This window comes from Streptomyces rubiginosohelvolus (assembly GCF_014649875.1).
Classification (GTDB): domain Bacteria; phylum Actinomycetota; class Actinomycetes; order Streptomycetales; family Streptomycetaceae; genus Streptomyces; species Streptomyces rubiginosohelvolus.
In genome coordinates, this window is sequence record NZ_BMTW01000002.1 from 270,603 (window position 1) to 287,011 (window position 16,409).

Genomic DNA, 16,409 nt, shown 5'->3' on the forward strand with positions numbered 1-16,409 from the left:
GCCCTCTCTTCCCCACCCCAGGAGAGACAGATGACGCAGCTCCACGTCCGCCCCGCCATCCCCGGTAGCACCTTCCCCGACGGCGCCCGGGCCGTCCCCGGCGGTGGTGAACCACCGTACAGACAGGCGGAGTTCGTCGGCAGGGAGGCCGAACAGAGGCACATCGCCGCCGCCCTGGTCGCCGCGCGGGCCGGCCGGGGCGGGGCGCTCTTCGTCACCGGCGAGCCCGGTGCGGGGCGGACCCGGCTCGCCGCCGTGGCGCTCGCCGCGGCCGGCCCCGACCTGGCCACCGCGAGCGGCCGGGCCAGCACGGTCGGCTCGGTCGTCCCGTACCGCCCGCTGGTCGAGGCGCTGCTGTCGCTGGCCCGCGCCGGACTCCTCCCGGAGCCGGCCGAACTCGGCATCTACGGCCGTGTGTTGACTCGACTGCTGACCGGCGCCCGGGGAGTCGGCGCCGGCTCCCCGTTGGCGGTCGCCGAGGCCGTACTCCGCTTGGTCGCCGTCGTCGGACGGCGGCACGGGGCGCTGCTGCTGGTCCTCGACGACCTGCATGACGCCGACCCCGGCACCCTGACGGTGGTCGAGTACCTGCTGGACCACCTCGCGCAGCTGCCCGCCGTCCTGCTGCTCACCGCCCGACGCGAGCCCTGCGTGGCGACCGAACTCGCCGCCCGGGCGCGGCAGCGCGGCGCCGCGGTCGTCCTGGACCTGGCCCCGCTCGACCCCGGCGAGATGCGCCGACTGGTCGCCGCCGTACGCCGGATTCCCCTGGCCGAGGTCGACGCCGAAGTGGCCCACCGGGTACAGGAGTACAGCGGCGGCATCCCGTTCGTCGCCGTCGAACTGCTCCAGCAGCCCGGTGGCGACGACGACCACCGACTCCGCCGGCCCCACCTCCACCATCACCACCACGGGAGACCGGCGCCCACCGCGGTCGCCGATAGCATCCGATGTCGCACCGCCCGGCTCGCCCCGCTCGGTACGGAGCTCCTGAGCGCGGCGGCAGTCTGCGGCCCGCGCTTCCCGCTGCCGGTACTGCACCGCGCGCTCGGCTGTACCGACGCCGAACTCACCGCGGTGGTACGGGCGGCAACCGCCACCCACCTGATCGTGCCGGACGCCGACGACCCACGGTGGTACGCCTTCCGGCACCCACTGGTGGGCCACGTGCTGCTGGCCGATCTCGCACCGGGCAGCCGCGCCGCCCACGCCCGCCGGGTCGCCGCCGCCCTGGTCGCACTCCACCCGGAACTCCCCGGCGGCTGGGGCGTGCTCGCGGCCGACCTCCACGCCCAGGCCGGCGACACCGCGCAGGCCGTACGGCTGTACTGCGCCGCAGCGGAGCGCAGCGCGGGGACGGGGGACGACACGAGGGCGGATCGCGGTGCGGCAGCGGATCGCGGTGCGGCGGGTGAGGGTGCGGAGGCCGGGCGCGGTACGGCGGACGAGCGTACGACGGGGGTCGGGGGCGCGCTCGTCCTGCTGGACCGGGCGCACCGGCTGGCCGGTCCGGACACCCCGCCCGAGCTGCGGGCCACCGTACTGGCCCGGCTGCTGGACGCCGCCGCCTGCGCGGCCCGCTTCCAGCCGGTGGCAGCGCTGCTCACCGGTAAGGAGGTGCCGGCCGAGGACCTCCCCGCCGCGTCCCGGGCCGGGCTCCACGCCCGACTGGCCGAACTCTCCCTCCTCACCGGACGGTTAGCGGCCGCTGCCCGGCACCTCGACACCGCCCACTGGCTGCTCGGCGGTGAACCGGCCGACGCCGACACCGCCGTGGTCGACCTTGCCGCCGCACACGCGCAGCTCCACCGGCTGGCACCCGAGCGACTGTGTACCGCCGCCGAACTCGCCGAACGCGCCCGGGCCGCCGCCCGACGCGCCGAACAGCCCGCCCTCGCCTGCCGAGCGCTGCTCCTCCTCGCCCGACTCGCGGAGGAACAAGCCGAGTCGGCCGCCCGGGCGCGGCTGGAGGAGGCCCGTACGCTGGCCCGGGCCCACCGCCTACCGGTGCTCCGGCTTGCCGCGGAGGCCGAGTTGGCCCGGCTCGCCGCGGACCGCGACGGCCTATTGCCCCCGCTCGTACACGCCCACCGGGAGGCGGTCCGCCGGGGCGTACCCGCGTTGGCGCAGCACCTCGGTCTGGCGCTGGCCCTGGAGCAGATCCGCCGCGGCGAGTTCGCGGCCGCCGGGAAATGGATCCGCGCGGCGACCGTCGAGGCCGAACGGCTGTGCCTCAAGGGGGCGTTGGCCGAACTGCGGATGGCCGAGGCGGTGCGACTGGCCCACCAGGGCCGCCGTGTGGAGCTGGAACACATCCTGGAGCCGCTGGAGTTGGCCCCCGACGCCGCTCCCGGCCTGCGCCCGGTGGCATACGGGCTGGCGCGCGCCTTCTGCTCGCTGCTGGAGGAACGGCCGGGCGACGCCGAGCGGGAACTCGCCCAGGCTCTCGCCCTCGACGCGGAGAACCCCTCGACCGCCGACTTCGGCCGCTACGGACTGGCCGTGCTGCTGGGCGTGTTGGCCGGGCGGATGGGCCGGCAACACCTGCCTGGCACCGCAGGCGCCGGCGGCACCCGCTGGAACCGCCAGTTCGCCGGACTGGCGCACGCCGTACTGCTGGGCCGCCAGGGACGCGCCGGAGAGGCGACCGCCGCGGCGGCGGCCGCGCTGGAGGTCGCCGCCACCCACCCCGTCGCCCGCCACCTGGCGGTGCGCCTGGTCGCCTCGGCCGCGCACCGGGACGGCTGGGGTGCCCCGGTGGAATGGCTGCGCGAGGCCGAGGAGTACTTCCACGGCGCCGGGCTGCGGGCCCCCGCCGGCGCCTGCCGCGCGCTGCTGCGCGGCATGGGCGCCACGGTCCGGCAGCGGCGCACCGGCACCGAGCAGGTGCCGCCGATGCTACGCCGGTTCGGGATCACCGCCCGGGAGTTCGAGGTCGCCCAGCTGCTCACCGAGCGGGTCGCCAACAAGGACATCGCCGTTCTGCTGCACATCTCCCCACGCACCGTGGAGAAGCACGTGGCGAGCCTGCTCCGGAAGACCGGCCACCCCGACCGCACTGCCTTCGCCACCGCCACCCGCACCACCCCGACTCTCCTCACGGGCACGGGTATGGGCATCGGTGCAGGGACCAGCAGCGGTACGGGTACGGGGACCGGTACGGCCCGGCTCACCCCGCCCGCCCTCCCGGCGGTCGGCACCGGGGACGGCTGGTGACAGCCCACGCCCGGCGCGGGGGCGCGCCGCGGCAGGGTGCCCTCGGCTCCGGCCCCGGGTCCGGAGGCGAGGGCCGGTCCCCCGGACACGGGGTGCTGTGGTGCCGGCCGGTTCACGGGGAGGAGACCGGTGGGTGGGCTGAGGTCAGCCTGCGCGGAGTGAGCTGCTTTGCCGCCCCCGGGCCCGGCGCCGGCCCTGATGTCGGGCCCGGCTTCGGCGGTGGAGTCAGGGTGACCACGCGGTCGAAGTGGCTGTCCAGGCCCCCGTCGCCGTGGTGCACCACCAGCAGCGCCCGCCCCTCGGTCCGCCCGCTCAGCGCCCGGAACACCACGTCCCGGCCGAGCTCGTCGAGGTTGGCGAACGGCTCGTCGGCGAGATAGACGTCCGCGTCCTCGCTCAACAGCGCGCCTACCCCGACCCGTTGCCGCTGCCCGGAGGAGAGGTGCGAGGGGAGCCGTCCGGTCAGCCCGTCAAGGCCGAGCACGGCGCGCAGCTCCTCGTCCGGCACCAACTCATCAACCGGGAGGGGCGGGAGGTTCACCGGCGCGGTCAGGCTCGCCACGCGCGGCGGCAGGACGACCGTACCGGCGTCCGGGGCGAGGGTCCCGGCGACGACGTGCAGCAGGGTGGTCTTCCCGCAGCCGTTGGGACCGCGGAGCAGGACGCGCTCACCGGTGCCCAGATCGAAGTCGGCGACCGGTACTTCCTTGGTGTCCGGCACTTCCTTGGTGTCCGGCGCCTCCGCGGTGCCGTCGTAGCGGACCCGCACCCCGCGCAGCCGTACCGCGGGGCCCTCGTCGGCGTACCGGGACCGGGGGGAGTCGCGCAACGACCGTATCCGCCGCAGCACCGCGTTGCTCCGCCGGACCTGCGGAATCATGTTGATCAGGTCGAAGATCCCGGAGACCGCCCGCCACAGCGAGTTCACGAAGGCGAGGAAGCTGCCGAAGGACATCCGGCCGGTGAACACGAAGAACGCCCCGACCACCATGGACGCGGTGTCCGACAGGTTCATCACCAGGTCGCTGAGGGTCCGTTGCTTCAGCGACAGCCGGTAATTGACGTAGGTGAGGTCCAGGAAGCCGCCCAGCGCCCGCCGGTTGACCGCCCGGGTGCCCGGCAGCAACGCGGGCAGGCCGCGCAGCGCGTGGAAGGACTCCAGGGTGCGGGTGAGCCGGCTGACGTAGCCGGCCTCGGCCTCCCGCTCGGGCTCGGTGTTGTCCTCGATCCGCTTGGCCAGCCGGTTGCTCACGACCACCAGCGGCGGCACGATCACCAGCAGGATCAGGCTGGCCTGCCAGGACAGGTAGAGCAGCACACCGACGAAGACCAGCGAGGAGACCAGTGTCCGGCCGATCCGGATGCAGACGTCCATCGCGGGCAGCACGCCCTCACTGACGTCGTTGTGGATCCGGCTGACGTACGAGGCGTTCCCGGGCCCGGTCAGCTTACGGCTGTCCAGACCGAGCGTACGGTCCAGCAGCTCGGTCTCCAGCGAAAGCATGAACGCGTTCTCGAAGCGCCTGCGCCACGCGGAGATCCAGAACGCCGCCAGGTTGAGGCTGATGCCGAGCACCAGGTAGCAGCCGCCGAGGAAGAGGAAGCGATGCAGGTCGGCGGTCATGATCGCCTGGTCGAACAGCGCCTTGAGCAACAGCGGGTGCAGCAGCGCCTCGATCCCGCCGGTGCTCGCCTCGGCGATGAGGATCGCCACGAACCGCGGGCGGTGCCCGCGCAGGGTCTCCCACAGCTCATTCACGGCGCCACCTCGTCCAGGAGGAAGTCGGGCAGGCCACCGTGGTTGACCCGGTGCAGCACCCGCAGCACCCCGGCCGAGCCGGTCAGGTAGTCGGTGGAGCAGCGCAGCAGACCCTCGCCGGGGACGCCCAGCGGCACCGGCCCGTCGTCACCGCGCGGCACCCCGAAGCGCTCGGCCGGCTCGAAGAGGAAGACCGAGCGTACGTAGTCGAGTTGGCGCAGCGCGGTGTCCCGGTAGGCGCGGTCGCCGGTGAACTCGGCCGCATCCAGCAGCGCGTCGGCCACCCCGCTGAGCCCGAAGCAGTACGCCGGCAGCACCGAGAAGCGCACCTCCAGACCGCGCAGCACCTCCCGGGCGGCGTCCAGATCGCCGTAGCGCAGCAGCACTTGCGCCACGCCCGCCGAACCCACCTCCACGTACGGCTCCATCGTGCCCTCGTGCTCGAACATCTTCCGGCCCTCGTCGTCCAGCTCCTTGAGCCGGCTCATCTCCCAGGCCAGCGCCTCCCGTCCGAGCCGCAGCCACTCCTCCTCGCCGGTCACCTGGTGCATCCGCAGCAGGAAGAGCGCCACCCCGGCCTGGCCGAAGCCCAGCCCGGTCAGCGGCTCCTCTCCGGTGAACTCGTTACGCCAGTGCGCCAATCCGTCCGAGCGCACCGCGCGCTCGCGCAGTGCCCGCGCGCACTCCCGGGCGGAGGCCAGGTCGCCCGGGTCCCGGCCGTGGTGGAAGAACCGGAGGTTGGTCACGCCCAGGCCACTGAGGCCGTAGTAGAAGGTGTGATCGCCGACCGCGAGCGCCCGCCGGTTGGCGTGGCCGAGCAACTCCCGTGCCCGTGAGCCCAGTCCGAGCTCGTCGGCCGCCCAGGCGATGCCCGCGAGACCAGCCATCAGCCCGTCCGGGTAGTCGCGCACGTCCAGGTCGGCGATCCGCTCGGCCAGCCAGTCGCGCCACCGCGGCCGTACAGGCACACCCGAGGCGTGCAGCGCCCGGAGCACCCCGCCCGCCCCGAAGCCCAGGCTCAGCGGGTTGGTGACGTGCGCGAACGGGTCCACCGGGAAGAGCGTGGCGCGCTCGGGGTCGGCCACCGCGGTGACGAACGCGGCCACCCCGGCCTCCGCCTCCACCAGCCGCGCCGGCTCCGGCAGCGCCGGTGGTGGCGGCGCGACCGTCACCCGGTCGACCAGCTCCGAGCCGTCGCCCAGCTCCTCCAGCACGTCGGTGAGGGTGATCCGGTTCGCGGCCAGGTCCATGATCAGGGTGTGGATCCGCTCCGGCCAGCCAAGCGCGTCGACGAAGACCCGGTAGCTGTCCAGGATGTCCGTGCGCAGATAGGACATGGCGGCGATCGGGAAGACGAAGTACGCCATGGTGGTCGCCAGGCCGAACAGGTCGCCCTCCGGACCCGCCGCCCGGTAGTGGTGCCCGGAGAGGCTGAACCCCGGAGTGAACAGCTCGACCGGCTTCGCCAGCGCCGCGTCGTCGCCCGCCTCCGTGCCCGGCGCCTCGATCAGCCGGCACGCCTCCAGGTCGACGATGGTCACCTCGTGAGTGGCGGTGTCGATGAGCAGGTTCGCCGGGGTGAAGTCGCCCAGGATCACACCGTGTTCGTGGGCCGCTCTGATCGCCCGGGCCAGCGCGCGGAAGACGTCCACGAAGAGCCGCAGGAAGTCGCGCGACCGCTCGAGGTCGAAGCCGGGCCGGGCCAGCGGGTTGTCGGCGAGCAGCACCGTACGGATGTCGGCGCCCTCTACGAACTCCTCGGCGATGTAGTGGTGTTCCCAGTGCTCGAAATACGCGATCGGCCGCGGATAGGCCCCCACGTCGGCCAGCCGGTTCAGGAACATCCACTCCCGGGCCAGGATGTCCACCGCGTCGTGGCCCTGCCGCGGATTGGGGTTGGTGTGCGGGCGAGCCTCCTTCAGCACCACCTTGCGGTCCCCGTCCGCGGTGTCCTCGGCGGTGTAGACCCCACCGCTGTTGGAGAACTGGATCGCCCCGGTCACCCGGAAGCGGCCGCCCAGCAGCCCGTCGTCCTCCGGCTCCTCGGCCGGCTTCCAGTCAGCGAACGGCCATTCCACCCACCAGGGTTGGGCATATCCGGGCTGCCGGTCGTCGGGCACCGGCCCGTCCGGCCCCTCGATGTGCGCCACCGGCCGCCCGAGCACGTCCACCGCCCGGGAGTGCAGGAACTGGCCGTAGCGGAAGTACAGCGCCCGGCTGTCCCGGTAGCGCATGTCGGACAGCACGTACGCGCCCTCGACGCCGTCCAGCAGCCGGGCCAGGTCGGCCAGACAGGACCGGAACTCCGCCTCGTCGCGGGGGTAGACGGTGACCAGCTTGCCGCCGCTGCCCCGGGACATGCCCTTGGAGTTGAGCATCTCGTACACGTTGAGGTCGAGCGCGATCTTGAAGTCGGCCTCCCGGTCGACCAGATGGCGGATCACCTCGTTCGCCACCCGGTACACGCTGCGGTGGTCCGCCGACACGTGGATCTTCCAGCCCTGCGCTGGCAGTTCGGGATTGTGCCGGTGGCTCCACCAGATCCCGCTGCGGACGAAGCGCGCCCGGGTGCGCTCGTCGAACCCGGCGAGGAAGTGGTCCTCCCGCGGGTGGTAGTAGACGTCCAGCGGGTCGAAGAACAGGGTGTCGTTCCAGGCGAAGAGGAAGCGGTTGATCCAACGTTCGTCACGCATGTCAGCCTCTGTGGTCGTCGTCCGGGGGCCGCGGGTCGAAGCAGTGGCCGGCGGGGCACGGGCGAAGCGGTCCGGGCACGGGCAGTCGACGCCCGCGCCCGGACCGCCCGGGGATTACTTCGGCTTCGTGGTGCAGCAGGTGCTGCTGCTGCTGGTGAGGCTGACCGGGCCACGGGCCGAGGCCGAGGTGGACGGCTGCAGGGTCTGGAGCTTCAGCACACTCATCTGGGTTCCTCCGGAGTACGGATGGGGGCGGGGGTGGGGGTGGTCACCCCCGGATCGCCGGTGGTGGCGGTCCGGGCGGACACGCCGGTGCGGCTCCGCCCGGACCACGCGCGATCAGTTCGGCTGCGTGGTGCAGCAGGAGCTGCTGCTGCTGGTGAGGCTCACGGGGCCGCGGTTCGCCGCCGAGGTGGACGGCTGCAGGGTCTGGAGCTTCAGCACACTCATGGGACTTCTCCTTGGGGTACGCGTGCGGTGGGCTTGCTGCCCGGGCGGGCGGCGGTCCCGAGTCAACCCCCTTCGGGACCGGACCACATGGGAGCTCCGTCCCCGTAATCCGGTCCCTCCCACCCCCACCCGGCCGCCTCTTCCCCACCCACGAATGTGGGTACCAACGACCCACCCACCCGCCCGGCGGGCCGGTGCCCCACCCCGCCTTTCCACCCTCGGCGCCATGGACACCCCCGACTACGCGGACGCGTTCACCCTCACCGGCCACCCCCGCACCGGGCACTCCCCCGAGGAGTGAGCGCGGACGATGTTCGAGGACGTCAGTCGTACGGATCCGCGTGTCTCGGCCCCCCGGGCCGGAAGGGGCCCGTACGGACGGCGCGCCCCCGTACAGACGTCAGGCCGTGCGGAAGTGACGCTCCATCCGGTCAGTGTCCGCCCGGCTGAAGTCCCCCCGGCTGGAGCCCGGCGTCACGGGCGAGGAGGGCGGCCTGGACGCGGTTGTCGCAGTCGAGCTTGGTGAGGATGCGGCTGACATACGTCTTCACCGTGGCCTCGCTCATATGCAGCCGCCGCCCCGCGTCCGCGTTGGAGAGCCCCTCCCCGAGCAGCGCCAGCACCTCGCGCTCCCGGGTGGTGAGCCCGTCGAGCCGGCGCCGCGCGGCCTCCCCGCGCGTGGTGGCCCCGGTGGCGGAGAGCACGTCCGCCACATGCCGGGTGGCCGCGGGTGAGAGATACGCGTTGCCCGCCGCCGCGGCCCGCACGGCCTGGATCAGCTCGTCGGGCGCGGAGTCCTTCAGCAGGAACCCCGCACCGCCGTGGCCGAGCGTCCGCAGTACGTTGTCCCGCTCGCCGAAGGTGGTGAGGATCAGGACCCGTACCTTCGGCGCGGCGCGGCCGAGCTCGACCAGCGCCGTCAGCCCGTCCATCACCGGCATCTGGATGTCCAGCAGCGCCACGTCGACCCCGCCGCCCCGGGCCTTCTCCACCGCCTCGCGGCCGTCCCCGGCCTCGGCGACCACGTCGATGTCGTCGGCCGAGGTGAGGATCATTCTGATGCCGGCCCTGATGAGCGGCTCGTCATCGGCGACGAGGACCCGGATCACACAGCCTCCTGCGCGGTGTCGGTCATGACGTTGTCAAGGAGAATGGACGGAGTGGCCCCGCCATCATGCCCTGTACGGTCCGACCCGCCGCACGGAGCCCGGCATCACGTCGCCTTGTACGTCTCCTTGGACACCAACTTCCCGTCCTGGAAGCAGAACCGGAAGACGGTGAGGAAGTCGACCCCCTGGTCGTCCTCGGAGGTGAAGTGTCGGCACGTCGCTCCGTCGGGCAGCTTGGGCCCCTGGTCCGCCAGGTCCGAGGTGAGCCACGAGTCCTCCTCGGGAAGCCTGGCCCGGATGTCCGCCTCGGCGTCCCCGACCTTCGCCTCCTCGTAGACACTCGGCGAGATCTCCGCCTTCTTCACCTCTTCCGTCATGACGCCGATCCCCCAGACGCCCAGGCCGATGACGCCCGCGACGAGGACGACGGCGGTGACGGCGCAGCCGATGGCGACGTTCTTCCTGGTACTCATAATGGCGGTGAACTCCCTCTGTGGATCGGCCCCGTTGATGACCGTTCCACCGTCGTCCACCGCCCCCGGACGCAGCTGCCCCCGAACGTCGCGAGCCGGTACGACGGAGGTCGCGCCGTACGTCCCCGCGCCCCGGGCACCGTTCCCCGCCCCGTGTCCCCCGAGGTGCCCCGCCCGGCCCTCCGCCCCGCTTCCCGCCTTGCTCTCCTGCCCGTACGGCAGCATCCCCGCGATCCGGAAGCCGCCGTCCTCGGTGGGCCCGGTGTGCACCATGCCGCCGACCCGGCCGACCCGCTCGTGCAGCCCTTTCAGCCCTTGGCCGCCGCTGATCCCCGGCGGCACCTCGGGCGCTCCGCCCGGCACGGGCCCGTTGGTGACCTCCACGACCAGGCTGTCCGGTTCGTACCGCAGGGCAAGGCGTATGGGGGCGCCCGGCGCGTGCTTGTGGGCGTTGGTCAGGCCCTCCTGGACGATGCGATACGCCTCGTGGTCGGCGGCGGGTGCCAACGGCCGCCGGACACCGCTCCGGTCCAGCGACACCGCCGTGCCCGCGCCCCGGGACGACTCGACCAGGCCGTCGATGGCGGCGGTGGTACGGGGCGCGTACGGCACCGAGGCGCCGTCGCCCACCGGCTGCCGCCGGCGTCCCTGGTGTTCCCGGTGCTCCCCGTATTCCCGGTAGGGAACCTCCCCCTGGTTCCCCTGGTTCCCCTGGTGAGACTGATGCCCCTGGTACTGCTGCTCGTTCTGTTGCTCCCGATACTCCGCCTCGTCGTGGAGCACCCCCACCGCCGCCCGCAACTCCGCCATCGCGGTGACGGAGGCGCCCCGGAGGATCCGTACGGCCTCCCGCTGGCTCCCGGTCAGCTCCGGGTCGACCTGGAGGGCGCCCGCGTGCACGGAGATCAGGGCGAGCTGATGGCCGAGGCTGTCGTGCATGTCATGGGCGATGCGGTTGCGCTCCAGCAACCGCGCCTCACGGGCCACCATCGCTTGCTCGCGCCTGAGTTGCTGATTGTTCTGCCACAACGCGCCGAGCAGCCGCCGCCGTTGGTCCCGGTAGCGGCCGACGAGGGCCGGCACCACGGCCAGGGTCAGGAATGCCACGACGTTCCACCCGAGGGTGACGGCCAGCACAGGCGCGGTCCCCGAGGCGATGTCGTGGTAGAGGCCCGGGACGGTGTGGAGCACACATGCGGCCCCGAACGCGGCGGCCACCCGCCAGGGTTCCGTGATCCGCCGCCCCGCCGACCAGGCGGCGCAGACCAGCAGCACGGAGGCCATGACGTTCCACCCCCCGGCCAGCGGGGCGGAGAGGATGAGGACGGTCGCGGGCAGCGCGTGGCGTGCGGGCGCCAGCAGGGCCGTCGCCCCGGCGAGGAGGACGGTCCGCGCGTCGAGCGTGTCCGTCCACGCGCCGAAGCCTGTGGCGAGACCGGCGAGGGCGACGGCGAGCACCGCCTCCCCGACGATACGGGCGGGGCTCCAGAGCACACCGCCGCTCAACCGCCGCCGGAGGCCCCGAACGGCGAGCCCGGCGGAACGCACCCGTCGATCTCCCACATCCGTACCCGCCCTCACATCCACGTCCACATCCCTGTCCGCATACACCGGACCGACGGTAGGACCCCCGGAAGAACACGGGTATCGGCCGAGCGTCGTGCCACCGTACGACGAAAGTTGACACCTTTCGTCGCCCGGGATCGCGACTTCCGGAGACTGCGCCGGGCCGGTCGTGCGGCTGACGATGGGCGGACCGAATCGGGGCCACGCGGACAACGGGAGATGCCACATGGACAGCACGGGCACGGAGTCGAGTGCAGGAGCGGGTTCGGAGAAGGACAGGGCTGCCGTCAACCTCACCAAAGCCACCCCCGCCCCGGTCCCGGCCCCCACCACTGTGGAAGCACCGGACATCCAGTCCCACGACACCTTCGTCATCAAGAAGACACTGAGCCTCACGGCCGGCGAGTACGTGGTGAGCGTGGCCCGGCCGGACGGCTCCGAGGGCGAGCCCGTCGCCTACGCACGCGAGAAGCGGCTGTCGCTCAGGGGACAGGTGACCGTCTATACGGACGCGTCCAGGAAGTCCGTTCTCGCCGCCTTCAAGGGCCGCGACCACGAAGTGGGCTACATGTACGACGTGCGGGACGCTTCGGGCCAGTCCTTCGGGTCGTTCCACGAGGACGCGGGCGCGTCTTTCCTCCGCAGGACATGGCAGGTGCGGCAGCCGGGGACGATGAAGCTGACCGGCCGCGAGCACAGCCGGGTGGTGGCCTTCGTCCGGTTCGTCTGGGAGTTCGTGCCGTACCTCGAATACGTGCCGTTCATCTGGCCGTACCGCTTCAAGTACACCGAGAGCGGCAAGACGCTGATGACCGTCACCAAGAAGCTGGGGCTGCACACCCGGTACGTACTTGAGATCCTCGCGCCCGACATCGACCGCCGTCTCGCCATCGCCCACACGCTGGCTCTGGACGCCCTGGAAGTGGACTGACACGTACATCACGCCTGCTACGGCGATACAAGCCAGGTACGCCACGGATCGCCGTTGCGCGTCGCGTAGAGCAGCACGTGGGGTTCGGTGCAACGGCACGTCTACCGCGGTGCGCCCCCGTTCGTACCCGCAGCCGTTCGCCGACCCTCGTCACCACCGCCTCCCACGCGTCGTCGATGAAGAAGTGGCGGCCGCGAAGGCGGTCAGCTCGAACCGGCCCGTGGTGTGCCGTTGCCAGGCGGCGATCTCTCCCAGGGGCGCGTCCTCGTCCTGCTCGCCGCCCAGGGCGGTGATCGGGCAGGTCAACCGCGGGCCCGGCACGAAGGCGTAGGTCTCCGAGGCGGTGAAGTCGGCGCGCAGCATCGGCAGGAGGAGCTTGCGGAACTCGGGGTCGGTCAACGCGCGCAGCGTGCGCGACCGTTCGCCGAGCTTCGTGAGGAACTCCGCGTCCGGCAGGTGGTGGAGTGTCTCCTCGCGCAGGGGGAGGTGGGGCGCCCGGTGGCCCGAGACCAGCAGGCGGACCGGCTGGATGCCGTGCTCGGCCACCAGGATCCGGGCGCACTCGAAGGCGAGCAGCGCGCCCAGGCTGTGGCCGAACAGGGCGATCGGGCGGTCCGGCGGGCTCGTCAGGTCGGCCAGCCGGGTGCGGACGTCGGTCAGCAGGTCGTCCCAGCGGTGGCGGGGCGGCTCGCCGATCCATCGTGCCCTACATCGCCGTCGCCGAGATCGCGCGGCTCATGCTCGACAACCCCGCGGATTCCCACACCGCCATCTGGACCTGGGTCGGCATCGGGGCCGGTGGCGCCGGCGTCTGGCTCGTCCTGTTCGTCCAGTCCTCCCGTGTGGGGCACTACGCGGACGCGGCGATCCTGCACGACGTGCGCGTGCGGATCGTGACGCACCTCGGCAAGCTGCCGCTCGGCTGGTTCCGGGCCGTGGGCTCGGGCAAGGTCAAGCGGGCGATGACGGGCGACCTGGAGGAGATGCACGAGGTCATCGCGCACGCCCTGGGGCAGTTGGTCGGGGCCACCACCGTCATGACCGTCGCGACGGGCTATCTGCTCTTCGTCGACGTCCGCATGGCGTTCGTGGTGCTGGGCGTCCTGCTCCTGATGGGGATCTTCTTCCGCGTCTCGATGCGCTCCATGACGACCCATATGAACCGGCTGGTCGTCGCCGACGCCCGGATCAGCGCCGCCAGTGTCGAGTACGCCGACGGCATCCAGGTGGTCAAGACCTTCGGCACCGGCGGCCGGGTCCTGCGCCGCTTCGACGACGCCGTGGACGAGCACACCCAGGCGTTCGCGGCCTGGGTCGCCGAGGTCCGCCACAGCTCCGCGGCCTCACGGCTGCTCGGCTCGGAGATGGCCGTCCTCACCGCCGTGGCGGCCGTCGGGCTGGTCCTCGTCGACCGCGGCTCGCTCGGCGTCGCCGACCTGGTGGCGTTCCTGGTCGTCGCCATCGGACTGCCCAACTCCATCCTCCCCGCCGTGACCGCCGCCCAGGGAGTGCGCAAGGGCCGGATGGGCGCGGCCAACATCGAGCAGCTGCTCGCCCGTACGCCGCTGCCCGAGCCCGAGCACCCGCAGACGCCCGCCGGCCACGGCGTCGAGTTCGACCGGGTCTCCTTCTCCTACGACGGGGTGACCAACGCGGTCGAGAACATCAGCGCCGTCTGTCCGCCGGGCCGGGTGACCGCCATCGTCGGTCCGTCGGGCATGTGAGCACGCTGACGCTGGGCTGGTTCACAGCCGAGCACAAGGCCCGGCTCGCGCGGGCGGTGACCGCGGACGTCGGCAGCGCCGCGCACCTGGCCGTGACGATCGGCGGGCCCGTGATCACCTCGACCCTGCTGCCCGCGACGGTCGTCGTCGTGACGTTCACGGTCGACTGGCGGATGGCGCTGCTGCTGTGCGCGATCGCCCTGGTCGCCTATCTGGCGCTGCGCCGTGCCGCGCGGATCTCCGAGATCGCCGAAATCGAGCTGGAGCGGGCGGCGGCCGGGGTCGCCGGCCGGGCGATCGAGCTGGGCCAGGCCCAGCCGGTCCTGCGGGCCGCCGGGCACGCCGAGGGCACTCCCCAGATGCGCGCCGCACTGGAGGACCACCGCGAGACGTACCGGGAGGGCATGCGGCGCGCGCGGCAGCCCTTCTTCGTCTACACCGGTGTGATCATGGCCGGTTTCGTCGCGGTGCTCGCCCTGACCGCCGAGCTGATGCTCAGCGGACGGATCGAGGCCGCCACGGCGATCGTGCTGCTCGTCCTGGCCGCCCGTTTCCTGGAGCCGCTGGGCAATCTCATCGAGCTCATCGGCGCCCTGCGCGCGTTGGGGAACCAGATCGCGCGCATCGAGGAACTGCTCTCCACCCCGGCGCTGCCGGTTCCGGCCGAGCCGGTGCGGCGGATCGACGAGGCGGAGGTCGAGTTCGCGGACGTCACCTTCACCTATCCGGGCGGCGACACCCCCGCGCTGCGGAACGTCTCCCTGCGCTGTCCGGCGGGCAGCACCACCGCCCTCGTCGGCCCGTCGGGGTCCGGGAAGACGACGGCGACCCGGCTCATCGCCCGCTTCTTCGACATCGACTCGGGCGAGCTGCGCATCGGTGGCGTCGATGTGCGCCGGCTCGACCCGACCAGCCTGCTCGACGAGATCGCCATCGTCTTCCAGGACGTCTATCTGTTCGACGACACCATCGAGGACAACCTGCGGCTGGCCCGCCCGGAGGCCACCTGGGACGAGTTGCGGGAGGCGGCCACCGCGGCGCGGCTCGACGAGGTGATCGAGCGGCTGCCCGCCGGCTGGCAGACCCGGGTGGGCGAGGGCGGCGCGCAGCTGTCGGGCGGCGAACGCCAGCGCGTCGCGATCGCCCGGGCGATGCTCAAGCGGGCGCGGATCGTCCTCGTCGACGAGGCCAGTTCCGCTCTCGACCCGGAGAACGAGGCGGCGATCACCCGGGCCATCGCGAACCTGGGCGCCGACCCCGACCGTACGGTGATCGTGATCGCCCACCGCCCCGCCACCCTGGAGGCCGCCGACCTGGTGGTCTCACTCGACGGAGGCCGGGTCGTGGAGTCCGGGACCCGGGAGGAACTGCTGGGCACGGGGGGAACGTTCGCGCGGCTGAGTTCCCAGTACGAACGGGCACGGCACTGGCGCATCGCCGGTGGAAGTCACTGACCGGTAGCCACTGACGGCGCCCGACCGGGGTTGCGCCCCGGCGAGGCGCGTCCCCGAACCGTTCCGCTGCCGGCGGTCCACAGCCAGGAGCGTCGGCGGCGCGGTTCAGACGTCGGAGCGCAGATAGCGATGGGCGAGGTCGGTGATGTCGGCGATGAGCTCGTCGGCCATCCGGTCGATGTCGTCGGCCTCGTGGTGCAGCAGGGCATGGGTGCCGCCGTACCAGGCGCTGTAGATCAGCAGCGCCGCCATGGCGGGGTTCGGGGCGTCCGCCGGCGGATCGGGGCGCTCGGTGATGAGCCGCCGGAACGCCTCGACATGCGCGTTCTCGGGGCTGACCTGAATCTCCGTCGTGGCGTTGATCGGTGTGTGGCCGTACAGCACGTCGTGCAGTTCGGCATGCTCCACATAGGCGCGGACCGCGTCGCTGAGCCAGGCGTCCACGCGTCCGGTCCAGTCGTCGGCGGGCAGGTTCTGCACCGCCGCGTGCTGCCGCTCGACCAGCCGGTCGACGAACCGGGCCTGTACGGCGAGCATGATGTCGCGCTTGGAGCTGAAGTGCAGATAGAAGGTGCCGATCGCGACGCCGGCGCGCTCCGTGATCTCGTCGATCCGAGCAGCATCGACTCCTCGCTCGGCGAAGACTCCCTCGGCCGCGTCCAGGAGGTCGGCACGCCGCTCCTCGGCGGGCTTGGTTCGCGGGCGGCCAGGGGTGATTCGGCGCACACTCATGCCACGGAGTTTACGTGTGGGGCGGGGGCGCACCGGCGATGGGGTGGCCCTCCCGCACCGTCGGGCCCGCGCCGGATCGACGGCAGGTGTGCACGTCATCATGGGACACCTGACCGGCACCGAACCGGCCGCAGACCCTCAAAGCGCTTTGTTTTCTGCTCACTTGTGAGCGAAGAAGACTCACCGCTGTGCGATCGGTGTGCATCTTTTCGATGCTTTACCCATCCGAAAGCGCGCCTTACGGCATAGGATCATGCCGCGCGTGCCCCGGGGGCCCCTTCCGTACCACCAGCCTCACTCCC

At 72.4% G+C, this 16,409-nt stretch carries 13 protein-coding genes; 5 read left to right on the plus strand and 8 right to left on the minus strand.

Going from position 1 to position 16,409, the window contains the following annotated elements:
• Nucleotides 1-30 precede the first annotated feature (30 nt).
• Nucleotides 31-3,216, plus strand: coding sequence for an AAA family ATPase (locus IE134_RS08550; RefSeq protein WP_189430098.1), 3,186 nt, complete (start codon nucleotides 31-33; stop codon nucleotides 3,214-3,216).
• Nucleotides 3,217-3,328: 112 nt separating this feature from the next.
• Here the strand turns inward: IE134_RS08550 and IE134_RS08555 are convergent, their stop codons facing one another.
• The 4 genes from IE134_RS08555 to IE134_RS08570 all read right to left on the minus strand — a co-directional run bounded on the left by IE134_RS08555 (nucleotide 3,329) and on the right by IE134_RS08570 (nucleotide 8,118).
• Complete coding sequence (locus tag IE134_RS08555) at nucleotides 3,329-4,975, minus strand: ATP-binding cassette domain-containing protein (protein WP_229823431.1); 1,647 nt, start codon at nucleotides 4,973-4,975, stop codon at nucleotides 3,329-3,331.
• Nucleotides 4,972-7,668 carry a class III lanthionine synthetase LanKC gene (gene lanKC / locus IE134_RS08560; protein WP_189430100.1) on the minus strand — a complete coding sequence of 899 codons (2,697 nt, stop codon included), beginning with the start codon at nucleotides 7,666-7,668 and terminating at the stop codon, nucleotides 4,972-4,974. Before lanKC ends, IE134_RS08555 begins: the two co-directional genes overlap by 4 nt.
• 114 nt (nucleotides 7,669-7,782) lie before the next feature.
• On the minus strand, nucleotides 7,783-7,893 hold the full coding sequence (locus IE134_RS08565) for a class III lanthipeptide (RefSeq protein ID WP_189430102.1): 111 nt from the start codon (nucleotides 7,891-7,893) through the stop codon (nucleotides 7,783-7,785).
• 114 nt (nucleotides 7,894-8,007) lie between these two features.
• Nucleotides 8,008-8,118 (minus strand): class III lanthipeptide, encoded by a 111-nt coding sequence (locus IE134_RS08570; protein ID WP_189430104.1) that lies wholly within the window; start codon nucleotides 8,116-8,118, stop codon nucleotides 8,008-8,010.
• 154 nt (nucleotides 8,119-8,272) lie between these two features.
• Here IE134_RS08570 and IE134_RS08575 point away from each other — a divergent pair, with 154 nt between their 5' ends.
• A complete protein-coding gene (locus IE134_RS08575) occupies nucleotides 8,273-8,419 on the plus strand; it encodes a hypothetical protein (RefSeq protein WP_158634731.1) in 147 nt (48 codons plus the stop codon).
• 130 nt (nucleotides 8,420-8,549) lie between these two features.
• On the opposite strand, the gene IE134_RS08580 is transcribed toward IE134_RS08575, so the two are convergent.
• Nucleotides 8,550-9,227: a response regulator transcription factor gene (locus tag IE134_RS08580; protein ID WP_030716544.1), complete on the minus strand. Its 678-nt coding sequence runs from the start codon at nucleotides 9,225-9,227 to the stop codon at nucleotides 8,550-8,552.
• A 104-nt stretch (nucleotides 9,228-9,331) separates the two neighbouring features.
• Nucleotides 9,332-11,194 (minus strand): sensor histidine kinase, encoded by a 1,863-nt coding sequence (locus tag IE134_RS08585; protein WP_229823432.1) that lies wholly within the window; start codon nucleotides 11,192-11,194, stop codon nucleotides 9,332-9,334.
• Between the two features lie 298 nt (nucleotides 11,195-11,492).
• Here IE134_RS08585 and IE134_RS08590 point away from each other — a divergent pair, with 298 nt between their 5' ends.
• Nucleotides 11,493-12,197, plus strand: coding sequence for an LURP-one-related family protein (locus IE134_RS08590; RefSeq protein WP_189430106.1), 705 nt, complete (start codon nucleotides 11,493-11,495; stop codon nucleotides 12,195-12,197).
• 150 nt (nucleotides 12,198-12,347) lie between these two features.
• Here IE134_RS08590 and IE134_RS08595 read toward each other — a convergent pair whose 3' ends face one another.
• Nucleotides 12,348-12,893, minus strand: coding sequence for a thioesterase II family protein (locus IE134_RS08595; RefSeq protein ID WP_308432613.1), 546 nt, complete (start codon nucleotides 12,891-12,893; stop codon nucleotides 12,348-12,350).
• Between the two features lie 5 nt (nucleotides 12,894-12,898).
• Between IE134_RS08595 and IE134_RS08600 the strand changes: the two genes are divergently transcribed.
• Both IE134_RS08600 and IE134_RS08605 read left to right on the plus strand, forming a co-directional pair.
• Nucleotides 12,899-13,921 carry an ABC transporter transmembrane domain-containing protein gene (locus IE134_RS08600; RefSeq protein ID WP_229823434.1) on the plus strand — a complete coding sequence of 341 codons (1,023 nt, stop codon included), beginning with the start codon at nucleotides 12,899-12,901 and terminating at the stop codon, nucleotides 13,919-13,921.
• Nucleotides 13,918-15,375, plus strand: a complete 1,458-nt coding sequence (locus IE134_RS08605) for an ABC transporter ATP-binding protein (RefSeq protein WP_229823436.1) — start codon at nucleotides 13,918-13,920, stop codon at nucleotides 15,373-15,375. The genes IE134_RS08600 and IE134_RS08605 overlap by 4 nt, the downstream gene beginning before the upstream one ends.
• Before the next feature lie 105 nt (nucleotides 15,376-15,480).
• Here IE134_RS08605 and IE134_RS08610 read toward each other — a convergent pair whose 3' ends face one another.
• Nucleotides 15,481-16,107: a TetR/AcrR family transcriptional regulator gene (locus IE134_RS08610; RefSeq protein WP_097883517.1), complete on the minus strand. Its 627-nt coding sequence runs from the start codon at nucleotides 16,105-16,107 to the stop codon at nucleotides 15,481-15,483.
• Nucleotides 16,108-16,409 lie beyond the last annotated feature (302 nt).